This is a genomic window from Micromonospora sp. NPDC047670, assembly GCF_043204915.1.
Lineage (GTDB): Bacteria > Actinomycetota > Actinomycetes > Mycobacteriales > Micromonosporaceae > Micromonospora.
Window position 1 is genome coordinate 91,178 of record NZ_JBIDDA010000013.1, and the last position, 26,200, is coordinate 117,377.

26 protein-coding genes are annotated in these 26,200 nt (G+C 74.3%); 15 read left to right on the forward strand and 11 right to left on the reverse strand.

The genetic code is table 11. The annotated features are described in order from the left end of the window. Positions 1 to 225: 225 nt before the first annotated feature. Together ACGF7U_RS25655 and ACGF7U_RS25660 are read right to left on the reverse strand one after the other, a co-directional pair. Positions 226 to 1,185, reverse strand: coding sequence for a DUF4185 domain-containing protein (locus tag ACGF7U_RS25655; protein ID WP_393110763.1), 960 nt, complete (start codon positions 1,183 to 1,185; stop codon positions 226 to 228). A 234-nt stretch (positions 1,186 to 1,419) separates the two neighbouring features. Next, complete coding sequence (locus ACGF7U_RS25660; protein WP_393110765.1) at positions 1,420 to 1,707, reverse strand: DUF1905 domain-containing protein; 288 nt, start codon at positions 1,705 to 1,707, stop codon at positions 1,420 to 1,422. An 88-nt stretch (positions 1,708 to 1,795) separates the two neighbouring features. Here ACGF7U_RS25660 and ACGF7U_RS25665 point away from each other — a divergent pair, with 88 nt between their 5' ends. Beyond that, positions 1,796 to 2,647, forward strand: coding sequence for an ATP-grasp domain-containing protein (locus tag ACGF7U_RS25665; RefSeq protein WP_393110766.1), 852 nt, complete (start codon positions 1,796 to 1,798; stop codon positions 2,645 to 2,647). Between the two features lie 37 nt (positions 2,648 to 2,684). On the opposite strand, the gene ACGF7U_RS25670 is transcribed toward ACGF7U_RS25665, so the two are convergent. Next, on the reverse strand, positions 2,685 to 4,583 hold the full coding sequence (locus tag ACGF7U_RS25670; RefSeq protein ID WP_393110922.1) for a transketolase: 1,899 nt from the start codon (positions 4,581 to 4,583) through the stop codon (positions 2,685 to 2,687). 308 nt (positions 4,584 to 4,891) lie between these two features. Here ACGF7U_RS25670 and bla point away from each other — a divergent pair, with 308 nt between their 5' ends. The 4 genes from bla (at position 4,892) to ACGF7U_RS25690 (ending at position 9,749) form a co-directional block, all read left to right on the forward strand. Then, a complete protein-coding gene (gene bla / locus ACGF7U_RS25675) occupies positions 4,892 to 5,821 on the forward strand; it encodes a class A beta-lactamase (RefSeq protein ID WP_393110768.1) in 930 nt (309 codons plus the stop codon). A 323-nt stretch (positions 5,822 to 6,144) separates the two neighbouring features. Further along, positions 6,145 to 7,002 carry an SPFH domain-containing protein gene (locus tag ACGF7U_RS25680; RefSeq protein WP_393110770.1) on the forward strand — a complete coding sequence of 286 codons (858 nt, stop codon included), beginning with the start codon at positions 6,145 to 6,147 and terminating at the stop codon, positions 7,000 to 7,002. 271 nt (positions 7,003 to 7,273) lie between these two features. After that, complete coding sequence (locus tag ACGF7U_RS25685) at positions 7,274 to 8,176, forward strand: hypothetical protein (RefSeq protein WP_393110772.1); 903 nt, start codon at positions 7,274 to 7,276, stop codon at positions 8,174 to 8,176. Positions 8,177 to 8,384: 208 nt separating this feature from the next. Then, positions 8,385 to 9,749: an MFS transporter gene (locus ACGF7U_RS25690; protein ID WP_393110773.1), complete on the forward strand. Its 1,365-nt coding sequence runs from the start codon at positions 8,385 to 8,387 to the stop codon at positions 9,747 to 9,749. Between the two features lie 56 nt (positions 9,750 to 9,805). On the opposite strand, the gene ACGF7U_RS25695 is transcribed toward ACGF7U_RS25690, so the two are convergent. After that, positions 9,806 to 10,567 carry a FadR/GntR family transcriptional regulator gene (locus ACGF7U_RS25695; protein ID WP_393110775.1) on the reverse strand — a complete coding sequence of 254 codons (762 nt, stop codon included), beginning with the start codon at positions 10,565 to 10,567 and terminating at the stop codon, positions 9,806 to 9,808. 160 nt (positions 10,568 to 10,727) lie between these two features. Here ACGF7U_RS25695 and ACGF7U_RS25700 point away from each other — a divergent pair, with 160 nt between their 5' ends. The 8 genes from ACGF7U_RS25700 (at position 10,728) to ACGF7U_RS25735 (ending at position 18,412) form a co-directional block, all read left to right on the forward strand. After that, positions 10,728 to 12,014 (forward strand): ABC transporter substrate-binding protein, encoded by a 1,287-nt coding sequence (locus ACGF7U_RS25700; protein WP_393110777.1) that lies wholly within the window; start codon positions 10,728 to 10,730, stop codon positions 12,012 to 12,014. 80 nt (positions 12,015 to 12,094) lie between these two features. Then, positions 12,095 to 13,045, forward strand: coding sequence for a carbohydrate ABC transporter permease (locus ACGF7U_RS25705; RefSeq protein WP_393110779.1), 951 nt, complete (start codon positions 12,095 to 12,097; stop codon positions 13,043 to 13,045). Continuing rightward, complete coding sequence (locus ACGF7U_RS25710) at positions 13,042 to 13,857, forward strand: carbohydrate ABC transporter permease (RefSeq protein WP_393110781.1); 816 nt, start codon at positions 13,042 to 13,044, stop codon at positions 13,855 to 13,857. Before ACGF7U_RS25705 ends, ACGF7U_RS25710 begins: the two co-directional genes overlap by 4 nt. Before the next feature lie 8 nt (positions 13,858 to 13,865). Next, positions 13,866 to 15,014, forward strand: a complete 1,149-nt coding sequence (gene dgoD / locus ACGF7U_RS25715) for a galactonate dehydratase (protein WP_393110783.1) — start codon at positions 13,866 to 13,868, stop codon at positions 15,012 to 15,014. A 4-nt stretch (positions 15,015 to 15,018) separates the two neighbouring features. Then, positions 15,019 to 15,657 carry a bifunctional 4-hydroxy-2-oxoglutarate aldolase/2-dehydro-3-deoxy-phosphogluconate aldolase gene (locus tag ACGF7U_RS25720; protein ID WP_393110785.1) on the forward strand — a complete coding sequence of 213 codons (639 nt, stop codon included), beginning with the start codon at positions 15,019 to 15,021 and terminating at the stop codon, positions 15,655 to 15,657. Next, entirely contained in the window at positions 15,654 to 16,607 is a 954-nt protein-coding gene (locus tag ACGF7U_RS25725) for a sugar kinase (RefSeq protein WP_393110787.1), read from the forward strand. Before ACGF7U_RS25720 ends, ACGF7U_RS25725 begins: the two co-directional genes overlap by 4 nt. Before the next feature lie 34 nt (positions 16,608 to 16,641). Beyond that, entirely contained in the window at positions 16,642 to 17,871 is a 1,230-nt protein-coding gene (gene manD / locus ACGF7U_RS25730; RefSeq protein ID WP_393110789.1) for a D-mannonate dehydratase ManD, read from the forward strand. Next, on the forward strand, positions 17,861 to 18,412 hold the full coding sequence (locus tag ACGF7U_RS25735; protein ID WP_393110791.1) for a gluconokinase: 552 nt from the start codon (positions 17,861 to 17,863) through the stop codon (positions 18,410 to 18,412). Before manD ends, ACGF7U_RS25735 begins: the two co-directional genes overlap by 11 nt. 92 nt (positions 18,413 to 18,504) lie before the next feature. Here the strand turns inward: ACGF7U_RS25735 and ACGF7U_RS25740 are convergent, their stop codons facing one another. The 3 genes from ACGF7U_RS25740 to ACGF7U_RS25750 all read right to left on the reverse strand — a co-directional run bounded on the left by ACGF7U_RS25740 (position 18,505) and on the right by ACGF7U_RS25750 (position 20,507). After that, positions 18,505 to 19,353, reverse strand: coding sequence for a hypothetical protein (locus ACGF7U_RS25740; protein ID WP_393110793.1), 849 nt, complete (start codon positions 19,351 to 19,353; stop codon positions 18,505 to 18,507). A gap of 209 nt (positions 19,354 to 19,562) precedes the next feature. Next, entirely contained in the window at positions 19,563 to 19,979 is a 417-nt protein-coding gene (locus ACGF7U_RS25745) for a YchJ family protein (protein WP_393110795.1), read from the reverse strand. A gap of 153 nt (positions 19,980 to 20,132) precedes the next feature. After that, positions 20,133 to 20,507 (reverse strand): hypothetical protein, encoded by a 375-nt coding sequence (locus tag ACGF7U_RS25750; RefSeq protein WP_393110797.1) that lies wholly within the window; start codon positions 20,505 to 20,507, stop codon positions 20,133 to 20,135. 239 nt (positions 20,508 to 20,746) lie between these two features. On the opposite strand from ACGF7U_RS25750, the gene ACGF7U_RS25755 reads away from it, so the two are divergent. Then, positions 20,747 to 21,361, forward strand: a complete 615-nt coding sequence (locus ACGF7U_RS25755; protein WP_393110799.1) for a DsbA family protein — start codon at positions 20,747 to 20,749, stop codon at positions 21,359 to 21,361. A 4-nt stretch (positions 21,362 to 21,365) separates the two neighbouring features. After that, entirely contained in the window at positions 21,366 to 22,607 is a 1,242-nt protein-coding gene (locus ACGF7U_RS25760; RefSeq protein ID WP_393110801.1) for an MFS transporter, read from the forward strand. Between the two features lie 58 nt (positions 22,608 to 22,665). Here ACGF7U_RS25760 and ACGF7U_RS25765 read toward each other — a convergent pair whose 3' ends face one another. From ACGF7U_RS25765 to ACGF7U_RS25780, 4 genes are all read right to left on the reverse strand, one after another. Then, entirely contained in the window at positions 22,666 to 23,433 is a 768-nt protein-coding gene (locus ACGF7U_RS25765) for an SGNH/GDSL hydrolase family protein (RefSeq protein ID WP_393110924.1), read from the reverse strand. A 55-nt stretch (positions 23,434 to 23,488) separates the two neighbouring features. Continuing rightward, positions 23,489 to 24,592, reverse strand: a complete 1,104-nt coding sequence (locus ACGF7U_RS25770; RefSeq protein ID WP_393110803.1) for a magnesium and cobalt transport protein CorA — start codon at positions 24,590 to 24,592, stop codon at positions 23,489 to 23,491. A gap of 64 nt (positions 24,593 to 24,656) precedes the next feature. Continuing rightward, complete coding sequence (locus tag ACGF7U_RS25775) at positions 24,657 to 25,274, reverse strand: class F sortase (protein ID WP_393110805.1); 618 nt, start codon at positions 25,272 to 25,274, stop codon at positions 24,657 to 24,659. Positions 25,275 to 25,366: 92 nt separating this feature from the next. Continuing rightward, the gene (locus tag ACGF7U_RS25780) at positions 25,367 to 25,855 is read right to left on the reverse strand and encodes a hypothetical protein (protein ID WP_393110807.1); all 489 of its coding nucleotides are present in this window, start codon (positions 25,853 to 25,855) and stop codon (positions 25,367 to 25,369) included. Positions 25,856 to 26,200 lie beyond the last annotated feature (345 nt).

Genomic DNA, 26,200 nt, shown 5'->3' on the forward strand with positions numbered 1-26,200 from the left:
GGGCGCACGACCAGGCGACAGCCCGCGCCACATGGGGCGAGACGGCCGCGCGCCCTCCAGCAGGCCGACGGTGCGTTCCCGGCGTGACTTCTGCCGCACCCCGGCCGGGTGACTGGTGCGGTAGCGGACCACGATCCGGCACGCTCCGCGAACGCCCCGGCGGCGGCGACTCCCGCGGTGCCGGTCCGGGCGGGACGACTCACCCGGCCCGCCCCTCGGGCGTGCTCAGGCGGTCGCGACGAACTGACTGACGTGGTACGCGGTGCTGCGGTCGTCGGGCGTCCTGGTCCACTTCGACACCATCAGGTGCAGGTCGTTGGCCGCGCGACTCGACCACGGGTGGGTGAAGCCGCCGTAGAGTTTCGGCTCCTGCCACGAGGTGACCTGGACCTTCTCGACCGTCCAGACCCGGTCCGGCCCGGTCGCGGTGCGGGTGACGATGCAACCGGTGGCGCAGTTGAGGTAGGACATCACCCAGGTGCCGTCGGCGAGCCGTCGCACCGGCGGCTCGCCGAAGCGGCCGGTGAGGATCGGCGTGCCCGGGCGGCCCCAGCCCCAGTCGCTGCCGTTGCAGCCCCAGCCCTCGTACGACTCGGGGTGGAACAGCCGGTCCCAGCGGACCCGGCGCAGCATCATCGGGCCGCCCTGACGGCCGGAGCGCACCGAGAACACGTAAACCCAGTCTCCGTCGCGCTGCGTCGTCCACATCTGGAACGGGTCCGTGTTGGCGCCGTTGTGCCACCACTTCAGCGGCGTACGGACGAAGTCGTTGCCGTTGTCGCTGTACGCCAGCCCCGCGTAGCGCGACTTCCAGTGCGGCCCGGCCTGGCCGGCGGAGGCCCAGTTCTCGATACTCATGTACGACACGAGCTGGCGCCCCGTCCCGGGGAAGCTGATCCCGTCGTTGGGGATGACGGTCACCTCCCAGAGGCCGTCGATGCCGACGCCGTTGTGGCCGTTGTGCATCAGCTCCGGGGCCCGCCCGTTGCCGGCGACGCGGGCGGCGCTGTCGAAGACGATCCCACCGCCGACCTGCCACCGGTGCTTGGTGTCCAGGTCCGCGCCCGTGAGGCGCTCCCTCCAGTACGCGGCCTGCGCCGCGGCGGGGGCCAGGGCCGACCCGACCGCGGCGGCCGCGCCGACGGCGGCGACCCTTCCGAGCAGTGCGCGGCGGTTGATGGTCATGACCGTCCTCGTCGCGAGGGGAGGTGCCGGGCGGGGCGGTGGACTGCGGAGGCGGCGCAAACACCGATCGCCCAGTACCACGCCGGGAGACGCTGGCCAGCCGGTCGCCGAGCCAGGCGATGCGCTCCGAGCACCACCCCGACCGACCGGCGGCGGTCCGACACCACGAGCCGACTCACCACCGACGACCGGGGTGGCGCGCCGTAGCGGCCGGCCGGGGAGGGTCGGGCCCGGTCAGACGTCGACGACCAGGTGGACCGTGACCGCGTCGCCCACCGTCAGCCCTTCCGCCTCGCGTACCCCCGCCTTCACCGGCACGAGGTAGCGACCATCCTTGGGAAACAGCGACGTCCGCCACCCGGTCGCCCCGATCCGCGCCATGACGGGGATCATGCCCCACCCGTAGCTCACCGACGCGCACGTGGCGTTCAGTTCGTGGGAGCCCTCTTCCGGCACGGTGACGAAGTGCCAGGGCGCCGGGCCCCGCCAGAACCACATCTCGCCGCTGAACTCCAGCTCCATCGGCCCAGGATAGGACCGCGCCGCCGGCCCCACCGCCCCTGGAACGCGCTCGCGTCGGCCGGGCCGATCGGGCAGCATCTACCGGGTGATGTTGGTCGTTCCCGCGGACCCGCTGTGGCCGCGTCGCCCGGACGAGCACTTCGCGCCGGAGGCGGACGCCGCGCGGGATGCCGGCGTCGCGGTCGCGATCGTCGACCACGACGCGCTGGCCCGGGGCGACGACGTGCCGCGGGCCGTCTCCCGGGTGACGGGGGAGGGCGTCGCGGTCTACCGCGGCTGGATGCTGCGCAGCGAGCGGTACGCCGCCTTCGCCGCCGCGCTGGCCGGCCGCGGCGTCATGCTCCGGACGACCCCCGAGCAGTTCCGGCGCGCCCACGAGCTGCCCGGCTGGTATTCCGACCTCGCCGAGGCGACGCCGCGTACGACGTGGAGCGTCGGGACGCGGCGCGCCGACTTCGACCGGGCGAGGCGGGAGCTCGGCGCCGGGCCGGCGGTGCTGCGCGACTTCACCAAGTCGATGAAGCACCACTGGCACGAGGCGGCGTTCATCCCGGACCTCGCCGACGGCGATTCCGCCTGGGCGGTCGCGAGCCGGTTCCTCGATCTGCGCGGCGACGACTTCGTTGGTGGCTTCGTGCTGCGCCGCTTCGAGCGGTTCACCACCGCCGAGGTCCGCACGTGGTGGGTCGACGGCGTCTGCGTCCTAATCGGCGCGCACCCGGACAGCCCGCACACCCCACCGGCGGACTTCGACCCGCGCCCGCTGGGCGCGTCGATCGCGGCGCTGGGGCTGCCCTTCGTGACCGTTGACCTGGCGCTGCGCGCCGACGGGGTGTGGCGGATCGTCGAACTCGGCGACGGGCAGGTCAGCGACCGGCCGGTCACCGTCGCACCGGCCGCGCTGGTCGGCGCGCTGTTCACCGACCCGACCCGGCCCTGACCGCGAAAGGCGCGCACGCGGCGGCGCTTTGCCCGGCTCAGCCGGCCGGTCGGGGCCTGCCGGCACCGAGCGGCCCGGACAGCGCGGCGCGCGACGCGGCGACGATCGCCTCCACCCCGATTCCCGCCTGGTCCATGAGTTCGCTCGACGTCCCCGAGGTGGGCAGTCCGCGCACCGCCAGGTGCGTCACCCGCACCGGCTCGGCGAGGTCGGCCAGCGCCTCCAGCACGGCCGAGCCGAGGCCGCCCTCCGGGTAGTGGTCCTCCACCACCACCAGCCGGCCGCCCGTGACCCGGACGGCGTCGAGCAGCCGCTGTCGGTCGAGCGGCTTCACCGAGTACAGATCGATCACCCGGGCCTGGACGCCCTCGCCCGCAAGCCTGTCCGCGGCGGCGAGGCAGTGGTGCACCGTCACCCCGGCGCCGACGAGCGCGACCCGGTCGTCGGCGCCGCCGCGCAGCAGTTTGCTGCCACCCACCGGGAAGCCCTCGCCGTTGTCGTACAGGACCGGGTACGCGCCCCGGGTCGTCCGCAGGTAGCTGACGCCCGTGAGGTCGACCATCTGGCGGGCGAGGGCGGCGCAGGACACGGCGTCGCTGGGGTAGAGGACGGTCGACCCGTGGACGGCGCGCATCGCCGCCAGGTCCTCCAGCCCCATCTGGGAGGGGCCGTCCGCGCCGACCTCCACCCCCGCGTGGGAGCCGGCCAGGGCGATGTCGGCCCCGGAGATCGCGGCCATGCGGATGAAGTCGTAGGCGCGGGAGAAGAAGGCCGCGAAGGTCGACGCGAAGGGGCGGTACCCGCGCACCCGCAGCCCGACCGCGGCGGCGACCAACTGCTGCTCGGCGATGAACATCTCGAAGAACCCGTCGGGATACTCCTCGGCGAACCGGTCGGCGCGCGTCGAGTCGCTGACCTCGCCGTCCAGCGCGACCACGTCGGGCCGGGCGCCGAGCGCGCGCAGCGCGTCGCCGTAGGCGTTCCGGGTGGCCACCTTCGCCCCCCGCTCGTACCGCGGTAGCTCCGGCGGCGCGCCGGCGGGCGCGGCGCGCGGCGGCGCGGGCTCGGGGCGCGGCCCGGCGACGCGGATGCGGCGTACGCCGCCGAGCGCCTCGACGGCGCGTTCGGCCAGGTCGGGCTTGAACGGCTTGCCGTGCCAGCCCGGCTTGTTCTCCACCTCGGGCACGCCCTTGCCCTTGACGGTCCGGGCGAGCACCACGGTCGGGCCCGTCGCCTGCCGGGCGCGGCCCAGCGCCTCGTCGACGGCGACGAGGTCGTGCCCGTCGACGACAACCGCCTGGCAGCCGAACGCCTCGACCCGCCGTCGGTAGGTGTCCAGGTCCCACTCCAACTCGGTCGGCCCCCGCTGCCCGAACCGGTTCACGTCGACGACGGCCGTCAGGTTGCCGAGCCCGTAGTGGCTGGCCTTGTCCAGGGCCTCCCAGATGGAGCCCTCGGCCGTCTCGCTGTCGCCGCACAGCACCCAGACATGGAAGGGCAGTCGGTCGAGGTACCGGCCGGCCAGCGCGATACCGACGCCGACGGGCAGCCCCTGGCCGAGCGCGCCGGTGGCGACGTCGACCCAGGGCAGCGCCGGCGTCGGGTGCCCCTGTAGGCGCGACCCGAACCGGCGGTACGTCTCCACCAGCTCCTCGTCGCTGATCACGCCGACCGCCTTGAAGACCGCGTACAGCAGTGGCGAGGCGTGGCCCTTGGAGAAGATCAGGTGGTCGTTGGCGCGGCTGTGCGGATCCGACCAGTCGTAGCGCAGGTGCCGGGAGATCAGGACGGCGAGCAGGTCCGCGGCGGAGAGGCTGGAGGTCGGGTGGCCGGACTCGGCGCGGGTGCTGCACCGGATCGCGTCCACCCGCAGCTGCGCGGCGAGTTCGCCGAGCTCGGTGATCTCGTCCGCGCGGAGTGTGCGCTCTGCTTCCATGGTCACCGGCATCGCCTCCAGCGATCGGCCTTCCTCGGCCAGCCCTCCGCTGCCGGACGCCCGGCCCACGGCCGGTGCAGCCTCCCGCCGGCCTGCTTGAGGTAACCGTAGTCAGCAAACCGGTCCGGCGTCCGGCATCCACCGATCTGCCCGGCAGGCGTGGTTCCGGTTGGCGGTGTGCGGTCCGCCGGCCCGCCTCGTCGCGGTGGCGGCGTGCCCTGCCCGTCTGGCAGCATCACCCGGAGGATCCGACGGCGTCGACGCAGCCGGCCGGCGCGCTCGCGGATCGACGGGAGGAACGACGGACGATGGTGATCTCGCGGCTGCGGAGCGCCCGGATCGCTGTCGCCCTCGGGCTCGTCCCGCTCGCCGCCTGCGCGACGACCGCCACCCCCTCCGCGCCCGCGTCGGACCGGGCCACCTCGTCGGCCCCGGCCGCGGCCTTTCCCGACCCCTCCGCGGTCGACGCCGGCTTCCGGCAGCTCGAGGCCGAGTTCGGTGCCCGGCTCGGCGTCTACGTCGTCGACACGGGATCCGGCCGCACCGTCGAGCACCGCGCCGACGAGCGGTTCGCCTACGCGTCGACCTTCAAGGCGCTGGCCGCCGCGGCCGTCCTGGACGAGACGACGACGGCCGAGCTCGACCAGGTCGTCCGCTACACCGGCGCCGACCTCGTGGCCCACTCGCCGGTGACGAAGGAGCACGTGGACGAGGGCATGACCCTGCGCCGGCTCGCCGACGCCGCCGTGCGGTTCAGCGACAACACCGCGGCCAACCTGCTGCTCGAGCGACTCGGCGGCCCGGACGGCTTCGAGCGGAGGCTGCGCGCCCTCGGCGACGAGGTCACCGAGCCCGAGCGGACGGAGACCGCCCTCAACGAGGCCAGGCCGGGCGACGTGCGCGACACGAGCACGCCCCGCGCCCTCGCCGGCGACCTCCGGGCGTACGCCGTCGGCGACGCACTCTCCGCCGAGGACCGCGCCCTGCTGACCGGATGGCTGCGCGGCAACACCACCGGGGACGCGCTCATCCGGGCCGGCGTCCCGGCGGGCTGGGTGGTCGGCGACAAGACCGGCGCCGGCGGGTACGGCACGCGCAACGACATCGCCGTGGTGTGGCCCCCCGACGGCGACCCCGTCGTGCTCGCGATCCTCTCCAGCCGGACCGACCGGGACGCCCGGTACGACGACGCGCTGATCGCCAGGGCGGCGCGGCTGGCGATCGCCGCGTTGCGCTGAACCGCGGCCGTCGCCGGCCACCGGAGCCGGCGGGAGAGGGCTCGACGACGGCACCGGCCGCGCGGTCGGCGCGCCTGCACATCGACGGGTTGCCGCAGTGGCGGGGCCGGGGGCGGCGGCTCGCGGCCGCGGACGCCGGGCTGGTGCTCGCGGAACAGGTCGGCGTGCAGGAAGCGGCCCGCTCACCTTCCTGGCCGGGTCCACCGCGGGCCTCGACGGTGCCGCCGGAGCGGTGACCGGCGCCGGCCGGTGGCCGGCAGGACTATCTCGCGACGTGGCGGGAAAGGGGGCCGCCCGGGTAGCCGTTGCGGATCGGGGGTGCCGTGGAAGCCGTCGTGATCGGCGTGGTGATCGTGATCGCGCTCCTGGCGCTGGTCGGCGCGCTGAGCGTCCGGCTGGTGCAGCAGTACCAGCGCGGCGTCGTGTTCCGCTTCGGCCGGGTGCTGTCGCCGGTCCGGGAGCCGGGGCTGCGGCTGATCGTCCCGATCGCGGACCGGATGGTCCGGGTCAGCATGCAGACGACCGTGATCGGCGTGCCCCCGCAGGGGGCGATCACCCGGGACAACGTCACCCTCACCGTCGACGCGGTGGTCTACTACCGGGTCGTCGACCCGGTGAAGGCGCTGGTCAACGTCCGCGACTACCCCTCGGCCGTGCTCCAGGTGGCACAGACCGCGTTGCGTTCGGTGATCGGCAAGGCCGACCTGGACACCGTGCTGGGCGACCGGGACCGGGTCAACGCCGAGCTGAAGGCGGTCATCGACGCGCCGACGGAGGAGCCGTGGGGGCTGCTCATCGAGCGGGTCGAGGTCAAGGACGTCGCGCTGCCCGAGGGGATGAAGCGATCGATGTCCCGCCAGGCCGAGGCGGAACGCGAGCGCCGCGCCCGGGTGATCGCCGCCGACGGCGAGTACCAGGCGTCCCGCCGGCTCGCCGACGCGTCCCGGGCGATGGCGGCCACACCCGGCGCGTACCAGCTGCGGCTGCTGCAGACCGTGGTGGACGTGGCGGCGGAGAAGAACAGCACCCTGGTGATGCCGTTCCCGGTCGAACTGCTGCGCTTCTTCGACAAGTTCACCCGTGACACCGGACCGGCGGAGGCGCAGGGACCCGTGGCGGAGGCCCCCGCGGCGGCTCCCGCCGCTGTGGCACCCGGCGACGGCCGCCGCCCGCCGGCCTGACCCTCGCCGCCGCCCGCCCGGCCGCAGGCCCCGCGCCGGCCGGTCTCAGCGCGCCGCCGCCGTCGCGGACTCGCCCCGCTGCCCACGGCCGGTGCCCTGGCCGGTGGCCTACGACTGCCGACGCCGCCGACCCGCGCGGCCGGCGGGCGGGACGCCACCCGCCGGACCCGGCGCGTGGTGCCCCCGGGCGTCCGGTGCCGACCGGTGTTTCCCTGCTCAGTGCCGGGGGTAGGTCGGGCCCGACGAAACGGATGTCCGTGTGGAGGATGCGATGAGAGACGACTTCGGCGACGCGGCGGGGGACGCCCTCCGCTCGGTGCTGCTGTTCCTGCCCAAGGCCGTGGCCTTCGTGGCCATCCTGGTGGTCGGTTGGCTGATCGCCAAGGCCGTGCTCAAGATCGTGGACAAGGTGCTGGAGCGGGTGGGCTTCGACCGCGCGGTGGAGCGCGGCGGGATCCGCCGGGCCCTGGCCCGCTCCCGGTACGACGCCAGCGACATCGTCGCCAAGCTCGCTTACTACGGGGTGCTGCTGGTGACCCTCCAACTCGCGTTCGGCATCTGGGGGCCGAACCCCATCTCGGACCTCATCGCCGGCGTCATCGCCTGGCTGCCCCGCGCCTTCGTCGCGATCGTCATCGTCGTGGTCGCCGCGGCGATCGCCAACGCCGTCAAGGACATCATCAGCGGCGCCCTGGGCGGTCTGTCGTACGGGCGGATCCTGGCCACCGTCGCCTCGGTCTTCATCCTCGGCCTCGGCGTCATCGCCGCCCTCAACCAGATCGGCGTGGCCACCGCCGTCACCACCCCGGTGCTGGTGGCCGTGCTCGCCACCCTCGGCGGCATCCTCGTCGTCGGGGTCGGCGGCGGGCTGGTCCGCCCGATGCAGAGCCGCTGGGAGTCCTGGCTGACCCGTGCCGAGCAGGAGTCGCAGCTGATCGCCACGCACGCCCGTGCCTATCAGGCCGGCCGTCGCGACAGCGCCGCCCACCTGGCCGCCCCGGCGGCCGACGCGGATGCCACCCAGGTCGTCCCGCGCCCGGCCACGCCCGACGCCGACCCGGACGCCACCCGGGTGACCTCGACCGGCACCACCGTTCCGGCGCAGCCGACCGGTCAGGACGCCGAGGCCACCATGGTCATCCCGCCGATCGACCAGGAGAAGTCCCGCCGTTGACACGTCGCCACCGCACCCCGGGGTGGGACCCGCGCGGGTCCCACCCCGGGGCTGCGTGTCACGGGGTGGGGCGTCGCCGTCCGGGCCTGCCGGCGTCTATCATCGCCGGCATGACGTGGCGATGTTGATGCACCGCTGACGGTCGCCCCCGTGGGCCGCCGCGGTCGCCGTACGTCCGGCGTCCGCTTCGTCCCCACGGGAAGGCTTCATGACCGTCCACACTCCGCGCGTGCCCGATCCGCGTGTCCGCCGGCTGGCGGCCACGCTCTACGGCTACGCGTTCCTCGGTGAACTCGTTCTGCTCTACCCGCTGTACGCGCTGCTGTTCAGCGACACCGGCCTGTCGGTCTGGCAGATCTCCTCGCTGTTCGTGATCTGGTCGGCCAGCAGCATCCTGCTGGAGGTGCCCTCCGGCGCCTTCGCCGACGCCGTCTCGCGGCGCCTGCTGCTCGTCATCGCCCCGCTCGTCGCCGCCGGCGGCTTCGCGCTCTGGGTGTTCGTCCCCTCGTACCCGGCCTTCGCCGTCGGCTTCGTGCTCTGGGGCGCCGCCGGGGCGCTCGCCTCGGGCGCGCTGGAGGCGCTGGTCTTCACCGAGCTCGACCGGCTCGACGCCGCCGGCCGGTACGCCCGCACCATCGGCCGGGCCAGGACGGCCGAGACACTCGGCGTGCTCGCCTCGATCGTCCTGGCCGGCCCCGTGTTCGCCCTCGGCGGCTATGCGGCGGTCGGCGCGGCCAGCGTGCTGGCCTGCCTGCTCGCCGCCGCCGTGGCCACCGGCTTCCCGGAACACCGCCGACGCCGGGCCGACGTCCCCGCTGCCGCCCCGGCCGGCCCGGGCGTGGTCTGCGCCGCCGGGGCGGAGCAGGTGGGGCGGGGCGGCGAACCGGACGTCGAGACGGTCGAGGACGCAGCGGCGGCCGCGTCGGCGGAGGACGACGGCGACGACCTCGGCTGGTGGGCGAGCCTGCGCGCGGGGCTCGCCGAGGCGCACACCGACCGGGCCGTCCGCGCGGCCGTCCTGCTGGTCGCGGCGGTCGCGGCGGTCTGGGGCGCCCTCGACGAGTACACGCCGCTGCTGGCGCGCGACACCGGCGTCGCCGAGGCGACCGTGCCGCTGCTGCTCCTGCTCACCTGGATCGGGGTCAGCGTCGGCGGCCTGCTCGCTCCGGCGGGGGAGCGGCTCACCACCCGCGGGTACGCCGGCCTGCTGGCGGTGTCGGCCGTGGCCCTGGCCGCCGGGGCGCTGCTCGCCCGCCCGGTCGGCTTCGTGCTGGTCGCGGCGGCGTTCTGCGGCTTCCAGGTCGCCACCGTGCTCGCCGAGGCCCGGTTGCAGGCCCGGATCACCGGCGGCAGCCGGGCCACGGTCACCTCGCTCGCCGGGATGGCCACCGACGTGACGATCATCGCCGTCTACGCCGGGTACGGTCTGCTCGCCACCGGGGCCGGCAACGGGGTCGCCTTCGCGGTGGCCGCCGTGCCGTACCTGTTCGTCGCGCTGCTCCTGGTGACCCGCGCCCGCCGGTCGGCCCGCCACCGGCCGGATCGGGTGGTGGCGGGGCGCCGCGCCGGCTGACCCGCGGCCCGGCGGCGGTCGACGCGACCGCCGCCGGGCCGTCCGCATCGACCGCGTCAGGCGCCGGCGGGTTCGCCGGTCTGCTCCCAGATCGAACTCATCTCGTCGAAGGCCTGCTCCATGAGCTGCACCATGGCCTTGCGGGCGCGCTCGCCGTCGCGCCGCTGGATGGCCTGGGCCACCTCCGCGTGCAGCTGGAGGGCCTGCTCGTGCGGGTGGTGCGGCATGAGGTGGTGCTGGTGCCGGCCGGTGAGCACCTCCGCGACCAGGTCCTGCAGCCGGACGAACATCTCGTTGCCGGAGGCCACCAGCACCCGCCGGTGGAACTCTATGTCGAGCTGGAGGAAGCGCTCCTCGTCGCCGGCCTTGCCGGCGGCCCACATCTTCGCCGCGAGGCCGACGAGGTCGCTGGCCTCGTCGTGACCGACCCGCTCGGCGGCGAGCCATGCGGCGTGCGGCTCGACGGCGGTGCGCAGCTCGGTGATCGAGCGGAGCTGCACGATGCGGCCGGACGACGCGAGCCGCCAGCGGATCACCTGGGGATCGAAGACGTTCCAGGCGTCCGGGGGAAGGATCATGACCCCGACGCGGCGGCGGGCCTCGATGAACCCGATCGAGGCGAGCACCCGCAGCACCTCCCGGACGACCGAGCGGGACACGGCGTAGCGCTCGACCAGGTCGTCGATGTTGAGCACCGACCCCGGTGCCAGCTCGCCGCCGCAGATGGCCGTGCCGAGGTGGTCGAGGACCCGTGCGTGCAGCCCCGCCTCGACAGGGGCGAGCTGGGCGGCGGCAACCCCCGGGGAGGACTGTTTCACGCGGCGGATCATATCAGTTGGATCTACCCCTTGTATAAGTCTGCTTTTTCGGCCTAGCATCCCGAAGTTAAGCGGATGTAAACCGCGAGGTGGCGGCCCACCCGTCGGGGGGCGAAGGGCGGCGGCCACGGCCTCGGCTTCGGCATAAGGAGAGATGGACGTGAGACGTCGATCAGTAATCGGGACTTCCCTGGCGATGGTCCTCGCCCTCGGCCTGTCGGCCTGCGGTGGCGGCGACGACGCGGGCAGCTCGAACACCGTGCGCGTGACGCTGGTCAACCACGTGTGGACGGAGAACATCAAGAAGGCCCTGCCGGAGTTCGAGAAGCAGTCGGGCCTGAAGGTGGAGGTCACCCAGCTCGGCGAGGACCAGCTCTCCGACCAGTACAACGTCAAGCTGAACGCCGGGTCCACCGACCTCGACGTGATGATGTACCGGCCCCTGCAGGAGGGGAAGCTGTTCGCCAAGAACAAGTACCTCGCCGACCTGACCGAGAAGACCAAGTCGGACGGCGCGTTCGAGTTCGGCGACTTCCAGGCGGGCCCCGTGCAGGCCACCACGTACGAGGACAAGGTGGTCGGCGTGCCGATCATCACCGAGCAGGAGGTCCTCTACTACCGCAAGGACCTGTTGCAGAAGTCCGGCTTCACCGCCCCGCCGAAGACCCTCGACGAGCTCAAGGCGCAGGCGGCGAAGGTCGAGGCCGACAACCCGGGCGTGGCGGGCTTCGTCTCCCGCACCGGCAAGGCCGCCGCGGTCACCCAGTTCTCCAGCTTCCTCTACAGCTTCGGCGGCGACTTCGTCGACGCCAGCGGCAAGGCGTCGGTCAACACCGAGCAGGCCAAGCAGGCGTACGCGTACTACGGCGGGCTGCTGCGTGAGCACGGCCCGGAGAACATCAGCACCGACATGAGCTGGTCCGAGGCGATGGCGATCTTCACGCAGGGCAAGGCGGCGTTCTACACCGAGGCCAACTCGCTCTACAAGAACGCCACCGATCCGACCAAGTCGAAGGTCTCCGAGACCGTCGGGTTCGCGGCCTTCCCGGCCGGTCCGGCCGGCTCGAAGCCGTACAACATCCCCTCCTGGGCGCTCGGCGTCAACGAGGCGTCCAAGAACCAGGACAACGCCTGGAAGTTCATCCAGTGGGCCGCCGGCAAGGAGCAGGCGCTGGCGCAGCAGAAGGCCGGCGTCCCCGGTGCCCGCACCTCGGTCTGGGAGAACCCGGAGGGCGCGGCGACCTACCCGAAGGACCTCGCCGAGGCCACCACGGTCAGCACCGCCAACGGCGTGGGCCACGACCGTCCGCTCGTCGTGAAGGTCGCCGAGGCGCGGGAGATCGTCGGCCAGCCGATCGTCGACGCGATCACCGGCAAGGACGCGGCCGCCTCGGCGGACGCGGCGAACGAGGCGTTCCAGAAGTTCCTCGACGACGAGGCGAAGTAGCCCGAGGCGCGGGTGGCGGAGCCGACCGGCTCCGCCACCCCGCGTCGGGACGCTGGCCCTGACCCACCCCCGGAGAGCTCATGTCAGCCGTCACCACACCAGTCAAAAGATCGTTCGAGGCGCGCCCGGAGTCCCCGCAGACCTCGGCCTGGTCGCGCTGGGCCAACGAGCACCGCAAGTGGCTCTTCGCGGCGCCCGCCATGTTGTTCGTCGCCGTGCTGATCGTCTTCCCGGTGGCGTGGACCGGGTACCTCAGCCTGACCGACGCCGAGGGATCGGTGCGGGCCGAGAGCGAGTTCATCGGCTTCCAGAACTACCTCGACGTGCTCGGTGACACCGACCGGTTCTGGCCGGCCGTGTGGCGTACCGCCCTCTTCACCGGCGTCGTGCTCTTCTTCGAGATCGTCCTCGGCATGGCCATCGCGCTGCTGCTGTGGCGGCCGTTCCGCGGGGAGAAGTGGGTCCGGGTCGCGATCCTCCTGCCGCTGGTGGCCACCCCGGTCGCGGTCGGCATGATGTGGCGGCTGATCTTCGACCCCAACATCGGGATGGCGAACCAGGTGCTCGGCTGGGTCGGCATCGGCCCCCAGCCCTGGCTCTCCGGGCAGAGCTCGGCCCTGCCGACGACGATGTTCATCGACATCTGGCAGTGGACCCCGATGGTCGTGCTGATCCTGCTCGCCGGCCTGACGTCGCTGTCCGACGAGCCGCAGGAGGCGGCGCTGATCGACGGCGCCAGCACCTGGCAGCGGTTCCGGCACGTCACCCTGCCGCTGCTGATGCCCACCGTGATCGTCGCGATCCTGCTGCGCGGCATCGACGCCCTGAAGACGTTCGACATCCTCTACGCCACCAAGGGACGCGGCGGCGGGTCGTTCCACGAGGTGGAGACCCTCAACGTGTACGCCTACGGGCTCAGCTTCGACTACAACGACTACGGCGTCTCATCGACCGTCCTCATCATCTTCTTCCTGATCATCATCGGGGTGATGTGGGCCCTGACCTACCGCAAGAAGGGGCTGGACCGATGAAGCTGCGCAGGCCGTACAAGATCTTCCGGACGGTGGCCCTCGTCCTCGTCGTGCTGTCGCTGATGGCGCCGCTGATCTGGATGATCGCCGCGTCGTTCAAGACCAACGTCGACATCTACGACACCGACAAGGCGTTCGCCTTCTCCCCGACGCTGGACAACTACACCAACGTGCTCCAGCAGGCCAACTACGTGCAGTTCATCGGCAACAGCCTCTGGGTGGCGCTCGCCGCCACCGTGCTGTCGCTGCTTCTCGGGGTGCCCGCCGCGTACTCGATGAGCCGCTTCAACATGAAGAAGTCCGCGCTGGTCGTGCTCATGGCGCGGGTCATCCCCGGCGTCTCGCTGCTGGTGCCCTGGTACTACGTCTTCTCGAACCTGCAGATGGTCGGCGGGTTCACCGTGCTGATCCTCAGCCACATGTTCGTGTCGCTGCCGCTGATCGTCTACATCATGATGGGCTACTTCGACGGCCTGCCGACCGAGCTCGAGGAGGCGGCGCTGGTCGACGGGCTGACCCACATCGGCGCGTTCCGTCGGATCACCCTGCCGCTGTCGGTGCCGGGCATCGCCACCGCCGGCATCCTGTCGTTCATCTTCTCCTGGAACAACTTCATGTTCGCCCTGGTGCTCTCCGGGGCCGACACCAAGACGCTCCCGGTGGCGATCTTCGACTTCGTCGGCTACGCCAGCATCGACTGGGGCGGCCTGATGGCGGCGGCCACCGTGGTCACCCTGCCGATCATGCTGATCGCCCTGTTCGTGCAGAAGTACGTCGTCTCCGGCCTCACCGCCGGCGCCACGAAGGGCTGAGGGACACCATGACCACGATCGCACGGGTGGAGACCTTCCTCGTCGCGCCGCGTTGGCTGTTCGTCCGGGTCGAGACGTCCTCCGGGATCGTCGGCTGGGGCGAGGCGACCTGCGAGGGCCGCTCCGAGACCGTCCGCACCGCCGTCGAGCAGCTCAGCGAACTGCTGGTCGGCAGGGACGCGCTGCGGATCGAGGACCACTGGCAGGTGATGACCAAGGGCTCGTTCTACCGCGGTGGGCCGATCCTGGCCAGCGCCGTCGCCGGGCTGGACCAGGCGCTCTGGGACATCGCCGGCAAGCACTTCGGCGCGCCGGTGCACCAGCTGCTCGGCGGCCCGGTCCGCGACCGGATCCGGGTCTACGGCTGGGTCGGCGGCGACGAGCCCGGCGAGGTCCGCGACCAGATCGCCGCCGCCGTCGCCACCGGCCTGACCGCCGTGAAGATGAACGCCTCCGGCCGGATGAGCGCCGTCGCGTCCGTCGCCGAACTCGACGCCGTGGTGGCGCGGGTGGCCGCCGCCCGCGAGGTCCTCGGCGACGAGCGGGACGTGGCGGTCGACTTCCACGGCCGGTTCACCCTGGCCACCGCCCGCCGGGTCGCCCCGCTGCTCGAGCCGTTCCGCCCGTTCTTCCTGGAGGAGCCGGTGGTGCCGGAGAACTCGCACCTGATCGGCGAGTTCGTCCGCGCCACCACCACGCCGGTGTCCACGGGGGAGCGGCTCTACAACCGGCAGGAGTTCCTGCCGGTGCTCCAGGCCGGCATCGCGGTCGCCCAGCCGGACCTCTCGCACGCCGGCGGCATCACCGAGGTCCGCAAGATCGCCGCGCTGGCCGAGGTGTACGACGCGCAGCTCGCCCCGCACTGCCCGCTCGGGCCGATCGCCCTCGCGGCCTGTCTCCAGGTCGGCTTCGCCACGCCCAACTACCTGATCCAGGAACAGAGCATCGGCATCCACTACAACCTCGGCGCCGAGGTGCTCGACTACTGCGTCGACAAGACCCCGCTGACGTTCGTCGACGGGTACGTCGAGCGCCTCACGGCACCCGGCCTCGGCATCGAGATCGACGAACACGCCGTACGGACGGCCGACAAGCGCGGGCACGCGTGGCGCAGCCCCACCTGGCGGCACCCCGACGGCTCCTACGCGGAATGGTGATCACATGACCGTCAACCTCACCGCCGAACTCACCGACGCCCGCATCCTCGCGGTCATCCGCGGCACCGACACCGCCGGCGCCGTCGCCGCCGGCACCGCCCTGCTGGAAGAGGGCGTACGCATCGTCGAGGTGGCCCTCACCACGCCGGACGCCGCGCGGGCGATCGAGGCGCTGCGCGCGGCGGCCCCCGCCGGGTCGCTGGTCGGGGCCGGCACGGTCCTCACCACCGCCGACGTCGCCGACGTGGCCGCCGCGGGCGCGCAGTTCGTGGTGACGCCGGCCGTGGTCGAGTCGATCCCCGAGGCGGCCCGCCGCGGCCTCCCGGTCGCCGCCGGGGCGCTCACCCCCACCGAGGCGTACACCGCGATGCGGATGGGGGCCTCTGCCATCAAGCTGTTCCCGGCGTCGGTAGGCGGCCCGGCGTACCTCAGGGCGGTGCGCGACCCGTTCCCGGACATCCCGTTCGTCGCGGTCGGCGGCGTCGGCCTGGCCGACGTGCCCGGTTACTTCCGGGCCGGCGCGATCGCGGTCGGCCTCGGCGGCCCCCTGGTCGGCGACGCCGCCTCCGGCGGCGACCTGGACGCCCTGCGCGCGCGGGCGCGCACCTACCTCGCCGCGGTGCGGGAGTCGACCGCGTCATGACCGCACCTGACCTGCTCACCGTCGGCGAGGCGCTGGTGTCGCTGCGCTCGGCCGGCCCGCTCGCCGCCGGGGGACCGCTGACCACGCACCTGGCCGGCGCCGAGTCCAACGTGGCGGTGGGGGTGGCCCGGCTGGGCCACCGGGCCGCGTGGGTCGGCCGGGTGAGCACCGACGAGTTCGGCGAGTACACGCTGCGGCAGTTGCGCGCCGAGGGCGTCGGCGTCGACGGCGTGACCCGGGACCCCGACCGGCCGACCGGCCTGATGTTCCTTGAACAGCGCACCGCCGACGTGACCCGGGTGCAGTACCACCGGGCCGGATCGGCCGGTTCCGCGCTGCGCGTCGAGGACCTGCGGGCGCCGCTGGCCGCCGGCGCGCGGACGCTGCACCTGACCGGGATCACCCCGGCGCTGTCCGACACCGCCCGGGAGGCCACCCGGTGGGCGGCCGAGGCGGCCGTCGCGGCGGGCATCCCGGTGTGCCTCGACGTCAACCACCGCGCCCGCCTCTGGTCCCGCGACACCGCCCGCGAGGTGCTCACCCCGCTGGCGGGGTACGCCACCACCGTCATCGCCTCCGCCGACGAACTCGACCTCGTCGGCGACCCCGGCGTCGACGAGCCCGCCGTCGTGGCGGACCTGTTCCGGCGGGGCGTGCACACCGTCCTGGTCAAGCTGGGCGCCGACGGCGCCCGCGCGCACACCCCGGACGGGGTCGAGCACGTCGGGGCGCTGGCCGTGACCGCCGTCGACACCGTCGGCGCCGGGGACGCGTTCACGGCGGGCTACCTCTCCGGCTGGTTCGACGGGCTCGACCTGGCCGGTCGGCTGCGGCGGGCGGTCACCCTCGGCGCCTTCGCGGTCTCCAGTCGGGGCGACTGCGAAGGGCTGCCGCGCCGCGCCGAACTGTCCCTCATCGACGGCCACGAGGCGGGAAGCGTCCTCCGTTAGCCGCCGCCACACCCCGTTGGAAGAAAGGCACCCCGTGAAGATCGTCGCCGCTGACGTCATCGTCTCCAGTCCCGACCGCAACTTCGTCACCCTGAAGATCACCACCGATGACGGCCTCACCGGCCTGGGCGACGGCACCCTCAACGGACGTGAGCTCTCCGTCGCCTCGTACCTGCGCGACCACGTCGTGCCCCTGCTGATCGGCCGGGACGCGCACCGCATCGAGGACGCCTGGCAGTTCCTCTACCGGTCGGCGTACTGGCGTCGGGGACCGGTCACGATGGCCGCCATCGCGGCGGTGGACGTGGCCCTGTGGGACATCAAGGCCAAGGCCGCGGGCATGCCGCTGTACCAGCTGCTCGGCGGGGCGTCCCGCACCGGCATCATGGCGTACGGCCACGCCTCCGGCCGGGACCTGCCGGAGCTGTTCGACTCGATCCGCCGGCACCTCGAGGAGGGCTACCGCTCCATCCGGGTGCAGACCTCGGTGCCGGGCATCAACGCCGTGTACGGGGTCGCCGCCCAGCCGAGCGTCGACGGCAAGCGCTACGACTACGAGCCGGCGCAGCGCACCCCGTTGCCGGCCGAGGAGGACTGGGACACCCGCTCCTACCTGCGTCACCTGCCCGGCGTCTTCGAGGCGGTCCGCAACGAGTTCGGCCCCGAGCTGCCGCTGCTGCACGACGGCCACCACCGGATGACCCCCATCCAGGCCGCCAAGCTGGGCAAGGCCCTCGAACCGTACGACCTGTTCTGGCTGGAGGACTGCACCCCGGCGGAGAACCAGGAGGCGCTGCGGCTGGTCCGCCAGCACACCACCACGCCGCTGGCGATCGGCGAGGTCTTCAACACGGTCTGGGACTACCAGACCCTCATCCGCGAGCAGCTCATCGACTACGTCCGCTCCGCCGTCACCCACACCGGCGGCATCACGGCCATGCGCAAGCTGCTCGACTTCGCCGCCCAGTACCAGATCAAGTCCGGCATCCACGGCCCGACCGACATCTCGCCGGTCGGCATGGCCGCCGCGCTGCACCTGGACCTGGCCATCCACAACTTCGGCATCCAGGAGTACATGCGGCACGGGGCGCTCACCAACGAGGTGTTCCGGCAGTCGTTCACCTTCACCGACGGCTACCTGCACCCCGGGGAGCAGCCCGGGCTCGGCGTCGAACTGGACGAGGAGGCCGCCGCGAAGTTCCCGTACGTGCCGGCCTACCTGCCGTTCAACCGGCTCCAGGACGGCACCGTCCATGACTGGTGAGCGCCGCGCGGGCGCGCCGACGCGGCACGTGGTCGTGATGGGGGTGTCCGGGGCCGGCAAGACGACCGTCGCCCTGGGCATCGCCGCCCGTACCGGACTGACCTTCGCCGAGGCGGACGAGTTCCACCCGCCGGCCAACGTGGCGAGCATGCGGGCCGGGGTGCCGCTGGACGACGCCGCGCGCCTGCCCTGGCTGCGCGACCTGGCCGGGTGGATGGCCGACCGCGCCGCCGACGGCGTCTCGACGGTGCTGGCCTGCTCGGCACTCAAGCGGTCCTACCGCGACGTGCTCCGCGACGGGCCGCCGAACGTCGAGTTCGTCCTGCTGGACGGGCCGGCCGAGGTGATCCGGGAGCGGATGGCCCGCCGTGCGGGGCACTACATGCCGGCGAGCCTGCTGGGGTCGCAGCTGGCCACCCTGGAACGGCCCCACCCGGACGAGTCGGTGCTGGTGCTCGACGTGTCGCTGACGCCGGACGAGCTCGTCTCGGCGGCGGTCGACGGGCTCGGCCTGTCGACCGACGTCGCCGCCGGCCGGTAGGCGTCGCCCGGTCGCCGCGCCCCGGCGCCGCGACCGGGCGCCACCCGGGCCGGCCGTCGGGTCGGACCCGGCCCGCCCCGCGGCCGAGCCGGTCAGCCGTCGGTACGCCGTAGCGGCGTGTCGGTGGCCGGATCCTCCAGGAGGTGCTTGAGCGCGGCGAGCCGGTCCCGCCAGTACGCCTTCAGCTCCGCCGCCTGCTCCGCCCCGCTCAGCCGCTCGTGCTGGACGGACACCCGGGACTTCGTCGCGTCCACGGCCACGAAGCCCACCACGAGTCGGGTCGACCCGTCGCCCCAGTCGGCCCGGAACGTCCTCGGCGCGGTGGCCGTACGGACCCGCACCGCCGCGTCGGGCAGCCACCGCCGGCGCAGCGCGTCGTCGGCGAAGGCGTCGAAGAGCCGCTGCACCGGTACGGCGACCGTCCGGCTCCCGGCGGCGGAGAAGCCGCCCCCGCGCCGCTGCCCGGGCGCGCGCAGGCCACGCGCCTGTTCGTACCCGACGGTGAGGCTCTGCGCCCACCAGCCGGCGACCCCGTGCGTGTCGACCAGCCAGCGGGCGATCTCGGCGTGCGTACGCCCGGTCGCGCCCCAGGCGTCGAGCAGGACGAACCACTCGTCCCAGCCGCGCCCGGTGCGCTCGCGCACCAGCGCGTCGGAGACGCGCTCGGTCTGCCTCCCGGTGCCCGTGGCCGTGGCGTCGCCCGCGGGGGCGGTCCCCGCCTCGACGGCCCCGGCCGGCGGGACGGCAGCGGGACCGGTGCCGTCGGGGGCGGCCGGCTCGGCGGACCCGGTCGGCTCCTGCCCGGTGGACCCGGTGGGCTCCTGCCCGGTGGGCACGTCGGCGGACCGGGCCAGCAGCTGCCGGCGGGCGGTCGTGTAGCTCTCGCCGGTCTTGTCCATCCGGGCGCGGACCCGGGCCTTGAAGGCGCGCTGACTCGTCATCACATGCTCCCTGTCGACGGCGCGGTCGCAGGGACTCACGCTCCCGTCGACCCCGCCGGAGTGGGGCATGTGGCACCGCGTCCCGAGGGCTCGGAGCCCCCTTTGCCTCCGCCGGGCCGGCGGCGTGAGCGCCGGGAGGAAGGTGCGGCGCGGGACCGCGCCGGGGTCATCCTAACTCCCGGCCGTCCCGGCCGGCACGCCCTCGCCGGTCAGGCGGACTCGGCGTCCAGGTAGACCCAGCGCCCGTCCTCGCGCACGAACCGGCTCCGCTCGGTCTGCGTCCCGGGCCGGCCCCCGGCACGGAAGTGGGCGCGGAACTCGACCACGCCGGTGGCGTCGAACAGCCCGCCCCGGTCGGCGTCGACGATCTGCAACCCCGTCCAGCGCTGCCCGGGATCCAGGTCGAGCCGGCGCGGCCGGGTCGAGGAGTGCCAGCTGCGCAGCAGGTACGCGGCGTCGCCGACGGCGAAGGCGGTGTACCGCGAGCGCATCAGCGCCTCGGCGGTCGCCGCGTCCGCCTCGCCCCGGTGCAGCCGGCCGCAGCACTGCGCGTACGGCTGGGCGGACCCGCACGGGCAGGGCCGGTCCCGGTCGTCGGCCGCGCTCCGGCGGGGTCTGGTCGCCACGGGCCCATTCTGGCCGACGGTCCGCCGCGGCCGGCGGCCGGACCCCGGCCCCGGCCGTGCGGCGTCCGGATCCGGGCGGGCATCCGCCGCCCCGGCGCCGGTCACGGCAACCGCCGCGCCGGTCGCCGCTCAGCCCGACGACGCGCGCGCCGGTCAGCGGCCGCTCGTCCGTGCCGTCCGCCGCGTGCCGAAGGACTCCATGGTCGTCGCCTTGCGGCCCGGTGTCCTGCTGGCCGCCGCGCCGGCGCGGGTCGCGGCCGCCTTCGCCGTCTTCTTCGCGGGCGCCTTCTTCGCCGGCGCGCCCGTGGCCGGGGCCTTCCGGGCGCGGGCGGGGGCCGCCGTGGCGGAGGTGTCCTTCTTGCGGGCCACCCGTGCCGTCGTCGGCGTGGGCTTCTCACCCGGGGACTTGGCCGCGGACGCCCCGGAGGCCCGCTTCGTGGCCGTCGCCACCTTCTTCGCCGCCGCCGTCCGCTTCATCGGGGCCTTGCGCGCCCCGGTGGCCTTCCTGGCCCGTCCTGCGTCCGCCATCGTCGCTCCTCGGGAATCGGCCCTGGGCGCACGGTCTTCCCCCGGCCCCGACGGCCAAACGCCGCCCGCCGACGGCGCCCCCTCCGCCGAGCGGGAGCGGCCCACGGCCCGCGCCGCCGTCCACGCGGTCGAATCGGCCCAGTCGTTGCGACGAAAATCGGCCCTGCCGGTGGGCCGATCGGTCCGTCAGGCTTGCCGTGACCCTCTCCCGCGAGCACCGAAGGACTGGAACTTTCGCCATGACGACCGCCGACATGTGGTTCGACCCGCGCTGCCCGTGGGCCTGGAACGCCTCGCGCTGGCTGCTGGAGGTGGAACGGGTCCGCCCGGTGACCGTCCGCTTCCACGTGATGAGTCTGTCCCTGCTCAACGACGGCCGCGACGGTCTGGAGGAGTGGTACCGGGAGTGGCTCAAGCCCGGCATGGGCCCGGTGCGGCTGGCCGTCGCCGCCGAGCAGAAGTACGGCAACGAGGTGCTGCGCGACCTCTACACCGCGCTCGGCACCCGGATCCACCACGAGCGCGCGCCGATCGGGCCGGAGCTGTACCGCGCGGCCCTGACCGAGGTGGGGCTGGCCGCCGACCTCGCCGACGCGGCGGAGTCGACCGACCACGACGAGGCGTTGCGGGCCAGCCACGACGCCGGCCTGGAACCGGTCGGCGAGGACCTCGGCACCCCCACCATCCACGTCACCGTCGACGGCCAGCGGCACGCCTTCTTCGGGCCGGTGGTGGCTCCCGCCCCGCGCGGCGAGGCGGCGGGCCGGCTCTGGGACGGAGTGCTCGCGGTCGCCGGCACCGACGGGTTCTTCGAGCTGAAGCGGGCCCGTACCCGCCGGCCGATCGAGCGCTGACGGCGTGCCCGCGGTTCCGCCCACGCCGGCGCGGACGCTGGTCCGCGCCCAACTGGCCAACTCGGTCGGCGACGGCGTCTTCCTCGTCACCTCGGCGCTGTACTTCACCGGACCGGTGGGCCTGTCGCCGGGCCAGGTCGGCCTCGGCCTGACCCTCGGCTGGGCGGTCGGCGTGCTCGTCGGGGTGCCGGCCGGGCAGCTCGCCGACCGGTGGGGCGCCCGCCGCACGGCGGTGCTGCTCGCCGCCGGCACCGGCGCCTCGGTGGCGGCGTTCCTGGCCGTCGGGCGGCCGACCACCTTCGTCCTGGTCGCCTGCCTCTACGCCGCGTGCCAGACCGGGCTGGCCGCCGCCCGGCAGGCGGCCCTGGCCCACCTGGTGGAGCCGGCCCGCCGCACCGAGGTCCGCGCCCGGCTGCAGGCCGTCGCCAACGGCGGGCTCGCCCTCGGCGCGGCGCTGGGCGGCCTGGCGCTGGCCGCGCAGACGGCCGCGGCGTACCGGCTCGTGCTGGGGTTGGACGTGGTCGCGTTCGGCGTCGCCGCCGCCCTGCTCGCCCGGCTGCCGCAGGCTGGGCCGACGGCCGGACCGGTCGTCGCCGGCCCCCGGCTGGCCGTGCTGCGCGACCGCCCGTACGCGCTGCTGACCGCCCTGAACGCGGTGATGATGCTCTACCTGCCGCTGCTCAGTCTGGTCCTGCCGCTGTGGGTGGCCCGGCGGACGGCGGCGCCGGCCTGGCTGGCGGCGGCGGTGCTCGCGCTCAACACCGTGGCGGTGCTGCTCTGGCAGGTCCGGGTGGCGCGGGGGGTCACCGGCCCGGACGGCGCGGTCCGGGCGCTGCGCCGCGCCGGGCTGCTCATGGTGGGTGCCTGCGCGGTCCTCGCGACCTCCTCCGCCGCGACCGGGCCCTGGCTGGCCGCCGCGGTGCTCCTGCTCGGCGCGGCCGCGCAGGTGGCCGCCGAGATGGCGCACGGCGCCGGCGCCTGGCAGCTCAGCTTCGACCTCGCGCCGGACGGGCGGCACGGGCAGTACCAGGGCTTCTTCGGCACAGGCGTGCCGTTGGCCCGGATGCTCGGGCCGGTGCTGCTCACCACGCTCGTCGTCGACGGCGGCCCGGCCGGCTGGCTCGCCTTCGGCGCGCTCTACGCCGCGGCGGCCTGGGCGATGGGCCCGACCACCCGCTGGGCGCAGCGCAGCCGGGTTGCCGCCGAATCCGCGCGTGCGGCGGGTCGGGCCGTGCCCGTACCGTGATCGCGGCGGCGGCCCGGCCGGGCACCCGGACGAGGGTGTCGGCCGCGCGACGCGGCCGTCAGGACAGCTCGACCGGCAGCGGCACCGGCCGCTTGGCGACCCGGTCGTCGCCGGAGGACCGCCCGCGCGCGTGCCGGGCCAGCCACGGCAGCAGGTGCCGGCGGGTCCAGGCAAGCTCGGCGCCGAGCACCTCGTGGCGACGACGGCGCGGCGCCGTCTGCAGCGGGCGCGTCCAGCCGTCGTCGGTGCCCGGCAGGCCGACGGTGTGCGCGAGCGCGGCGGCGATCCGCTCGTGGCCGGCGCTGTTGGCGTGCAGCCGGTCGTCGCTCCACAGCCGGGGGTCCGAGGCGACCGGGTGGGCGCCGAGGTCCAGCAGGGTCGCCCCGGTCTCGGCGGTCACCGCCCGCAGCGCGGCGTTCAGCGCGAGCATCCGGCCGCGCAGCGGGCGGGCCAGCGGCATCACCGGCACCGGGTCGGGCAGCGTGAAGGTCAACACCGTCGCGCCCTGCCCGACCAGCGCCCGCTGCATCGCGCCGACGTCCTCGGCCACCCGGTCGGCGTCGAAGGACGGGCGCAGCACGTCGTTCATCCCGGCCACCACGGTGGCGAGGTCCGGGGCGAGGTCGAGGGCGGGCTGGAGCTGCTCGGCCCGGATGCGGGTGGTGGTGCGCCCGCGGATCGCCAGGTTGGCGTACTCGAGCCCGCCCTGGGCGCGGGCCACCGCGAGGGCGAACCGGTCGGCCCAGCCCCGGTAGCCGCCGGCCCCGTCGGGGTCGTCGAGTCCCTCGGTGGTGCTGTCGCCGATCGCCACGTACCGCTGCCACATCACGGGGGAGAGGGTAGCGACCGGCGGGCGCGATCCGCCGGTGGCGGTGACGCGGTCAGAGCCAGCCCGAGCGGCGGAAGAGGCGGTGCAGGGTGACCGCGACCAGCGCCATCAGGCCGAGCGCGGCGGGGTAGCCGTAGCGCCAGCCCAACTCGGGCATGTTGGCGAAGTTCATGCCGTACACCCCGGCGATCCCGGTCTGGGTGGCGGCGATCGCGGCCCATGCGGCGATCTTGCGCATGTCGTTGTTCTGGTCCACGGCGAGCTGCGCCAGCCGGGACTGCAGGATCGAGTTGAGCAGGTCGTCGTAGGCGGCGACCCGGTCCACCGCCCGGGTGAGCCGGGCATCCACGTCGACGAACCACCGCCGCAGGCCGCGCGGCGGGCCGTCGGGCCGCTGGTCGAGCAGTGACCGTAGCGGCGCCTGCAGCGGCTGCACCGCCCGCTTGAACTCGACCACTTCCCGCTTGAGCTGGTAGATGTGCTGGATGTCGGCGGAGCGGTCGCGGGCGAACACCGTCTCCTCGACCCGTTCCAGGTCTCGCTCGACGTGCCCGGCGACCTCCAGGTAGAGGTCGACCATCCGGCTGCAGACCGCGTACGCCACCGCCCACGGACCCTCGGCGAGCACCGCCGGGCGGCGTTCGATGTCGGCGCGGACCGGGGTGAGCGCGCCGGCGGCGCCGTGCCGCACGGTGATGACGAAGCGGTCGCCGAGCAGCACCATGACGTCGCCGGTGTCGATGACCTCCGAGGTGTCGGTCAGCTCGGCGTGCTCGACGTATCCGGCGGTGCGCAGCACGAGCAGCGTCACGTCGCCGTCACGCCGCACCGTGGGGCGGTGGCCGTCGGCGAGCGCCTGCTCGACGGTGAGGTCGTCCAGCCCGAAGGTGCGGCCGACGGCCGCCATCACCGCCGGGCCCGGGTCGTGCAGACCCAGCCAGACGAAGGCGCCGCGGGCGCGGCGGCTGCGGGCGTACGCGTCGGCGTAGTGCGGGCGGCCCGGCTCGCGCCGTCCGTCGACGTAGACGGCGCAGTCGACCACCGCGTCGGGATTGGACGGTCGGGCTTCCCGCTCGCGCTGCCCGGGCACCGGTCGGCCGAGCAGCCGGTCGAACACGGCCGACAGGCGCAGCCGCCGCCTCACCCGCTGAGCCACCCGTCCACCTCCGCGTCGCCCGGCACCCGCGCGGACACCGTACTCGGAGCCGTCCGGTCCGGTGTCAGGGCACCCGGGTGGCGAAGACGACGACGTTGTCCACGTAGCCGCCGGCGCCACGGTCGAACCGGCCGCCGCAGGTGATCAGGCGCAGCCCCGCCGTGCCGCTGGGCCCGTAGACCAGGTCGGTGGGGAAGCGGTCCTTCGGGTACGACGCGACGCCGTCGACGGCGAAGGTCGCGACGCTGGCGTCGGCGCGGGTGATCCGCACGGTGTCGCCGGCCCGCAGCCGACCGAGGTCGAAGAAGACGGCCGGCCCGGCGGCCGAGTCGACGTGGCCGACGATCACCGCGTTGCCGGTCTCGCCGGGGGTGACGCCGTGCCGGTACCAGCCGGCGAGGGTGGGCCGGTCCAGCGGCGGCACCTCCAGGCGGCCCTCGGCGTCGGCGCCCACCGCGACGATCGGAGCCCGTACGTCGATCGCCGGGATCCGCACGTCGACCGGCTCGGCCCGGCCCAGCGGCGGCACCGGCGGCGCGGAGCGGTCACCGGCCGGCGCGGCGGCCCCGGGCCGGGGCGGGCTCGGCGGGGTCGTCGCCAGCCCGCCGACGACCAGGGCGAGCCCGGTCGTGCCGAGCAGGGCGACCACCGTGACCGCCCATCCGGGCCTGCGCCAGGACACGTTCCCACCTCCGTACGCGTTCGCCCGGGTGCCCGCCCCGGCGTTCGCCGGTGCGGGCACCCGTTGCAGGGATGGACGGCGCGGGCCGTCGGTCAGAGCGTGGCCGCGGCCATGTGGCGTCGGCGGCGGGCCAGGATCAGCGCGCCCCCGGCGGCGGAGCCGAGCAGGACGCCGCCGGCGGCGAGCGCCCCGGTCCCGTCGGTGCTGTCGCGGCCGCCGGCCTGCGCGCCGCCGATCGGGGTGACGGTGAACGTCGCGCTGCCGGCCGCGCTGCCGTCGCCGCAGGTCGCGGTCACCGTGTAGGTGCCCAGGGTGAAGCCGGCGGTGAAGAGTTCGGCGCTCAGGCCGCCGCCGGCCGCCGCGGTGGTGGACCGGACGTTCTGGTCGCGGTTCGGCCCGGTGACGCGGAAGATCGCGTCGCCGGACTTCGGGTTGCAGGTGGTCGCGGTGAGCACGACCGTTCCGCCCACCGGGGTGGTGGCCGGTGATACGACCGTGTCGGCCAGCGCGGCGCCCGGCAGCAGGAGCGTGCCCAGACCCACGCCGACCGCCGCCGATACGAGAACTGTCTTGACCTTCATACGCGTCTTCCCTCACTTTTCGTCCGCTGACTGCGTGGGACGTCGCTCGGGTGGCCAACTCCGTGACTAGCACCGGTGTGACCAACCCTAGGCGGGTTGGGCCCCCGATCCGGTGAAAATGAGAATTCCTCGTTGCCGTCACGTGTCCGCCCCGGAGGCGGAGCAAGCAGCGGAAATGCCGGCACGGCCCGGCCGCGAGGGTTGGCCGGGTCGATGTCGTCCGGGGCCGGGCTGTCGGGGCTGGGCGGTCTCGGCCCGTCTCGTGGACGATGCGTGGACGGGGCGGGTCGCGGCCGTGCCGGCCCCGTACGGGCCGGTAGCCGCCGCCGCGACCCGGTCGCGACG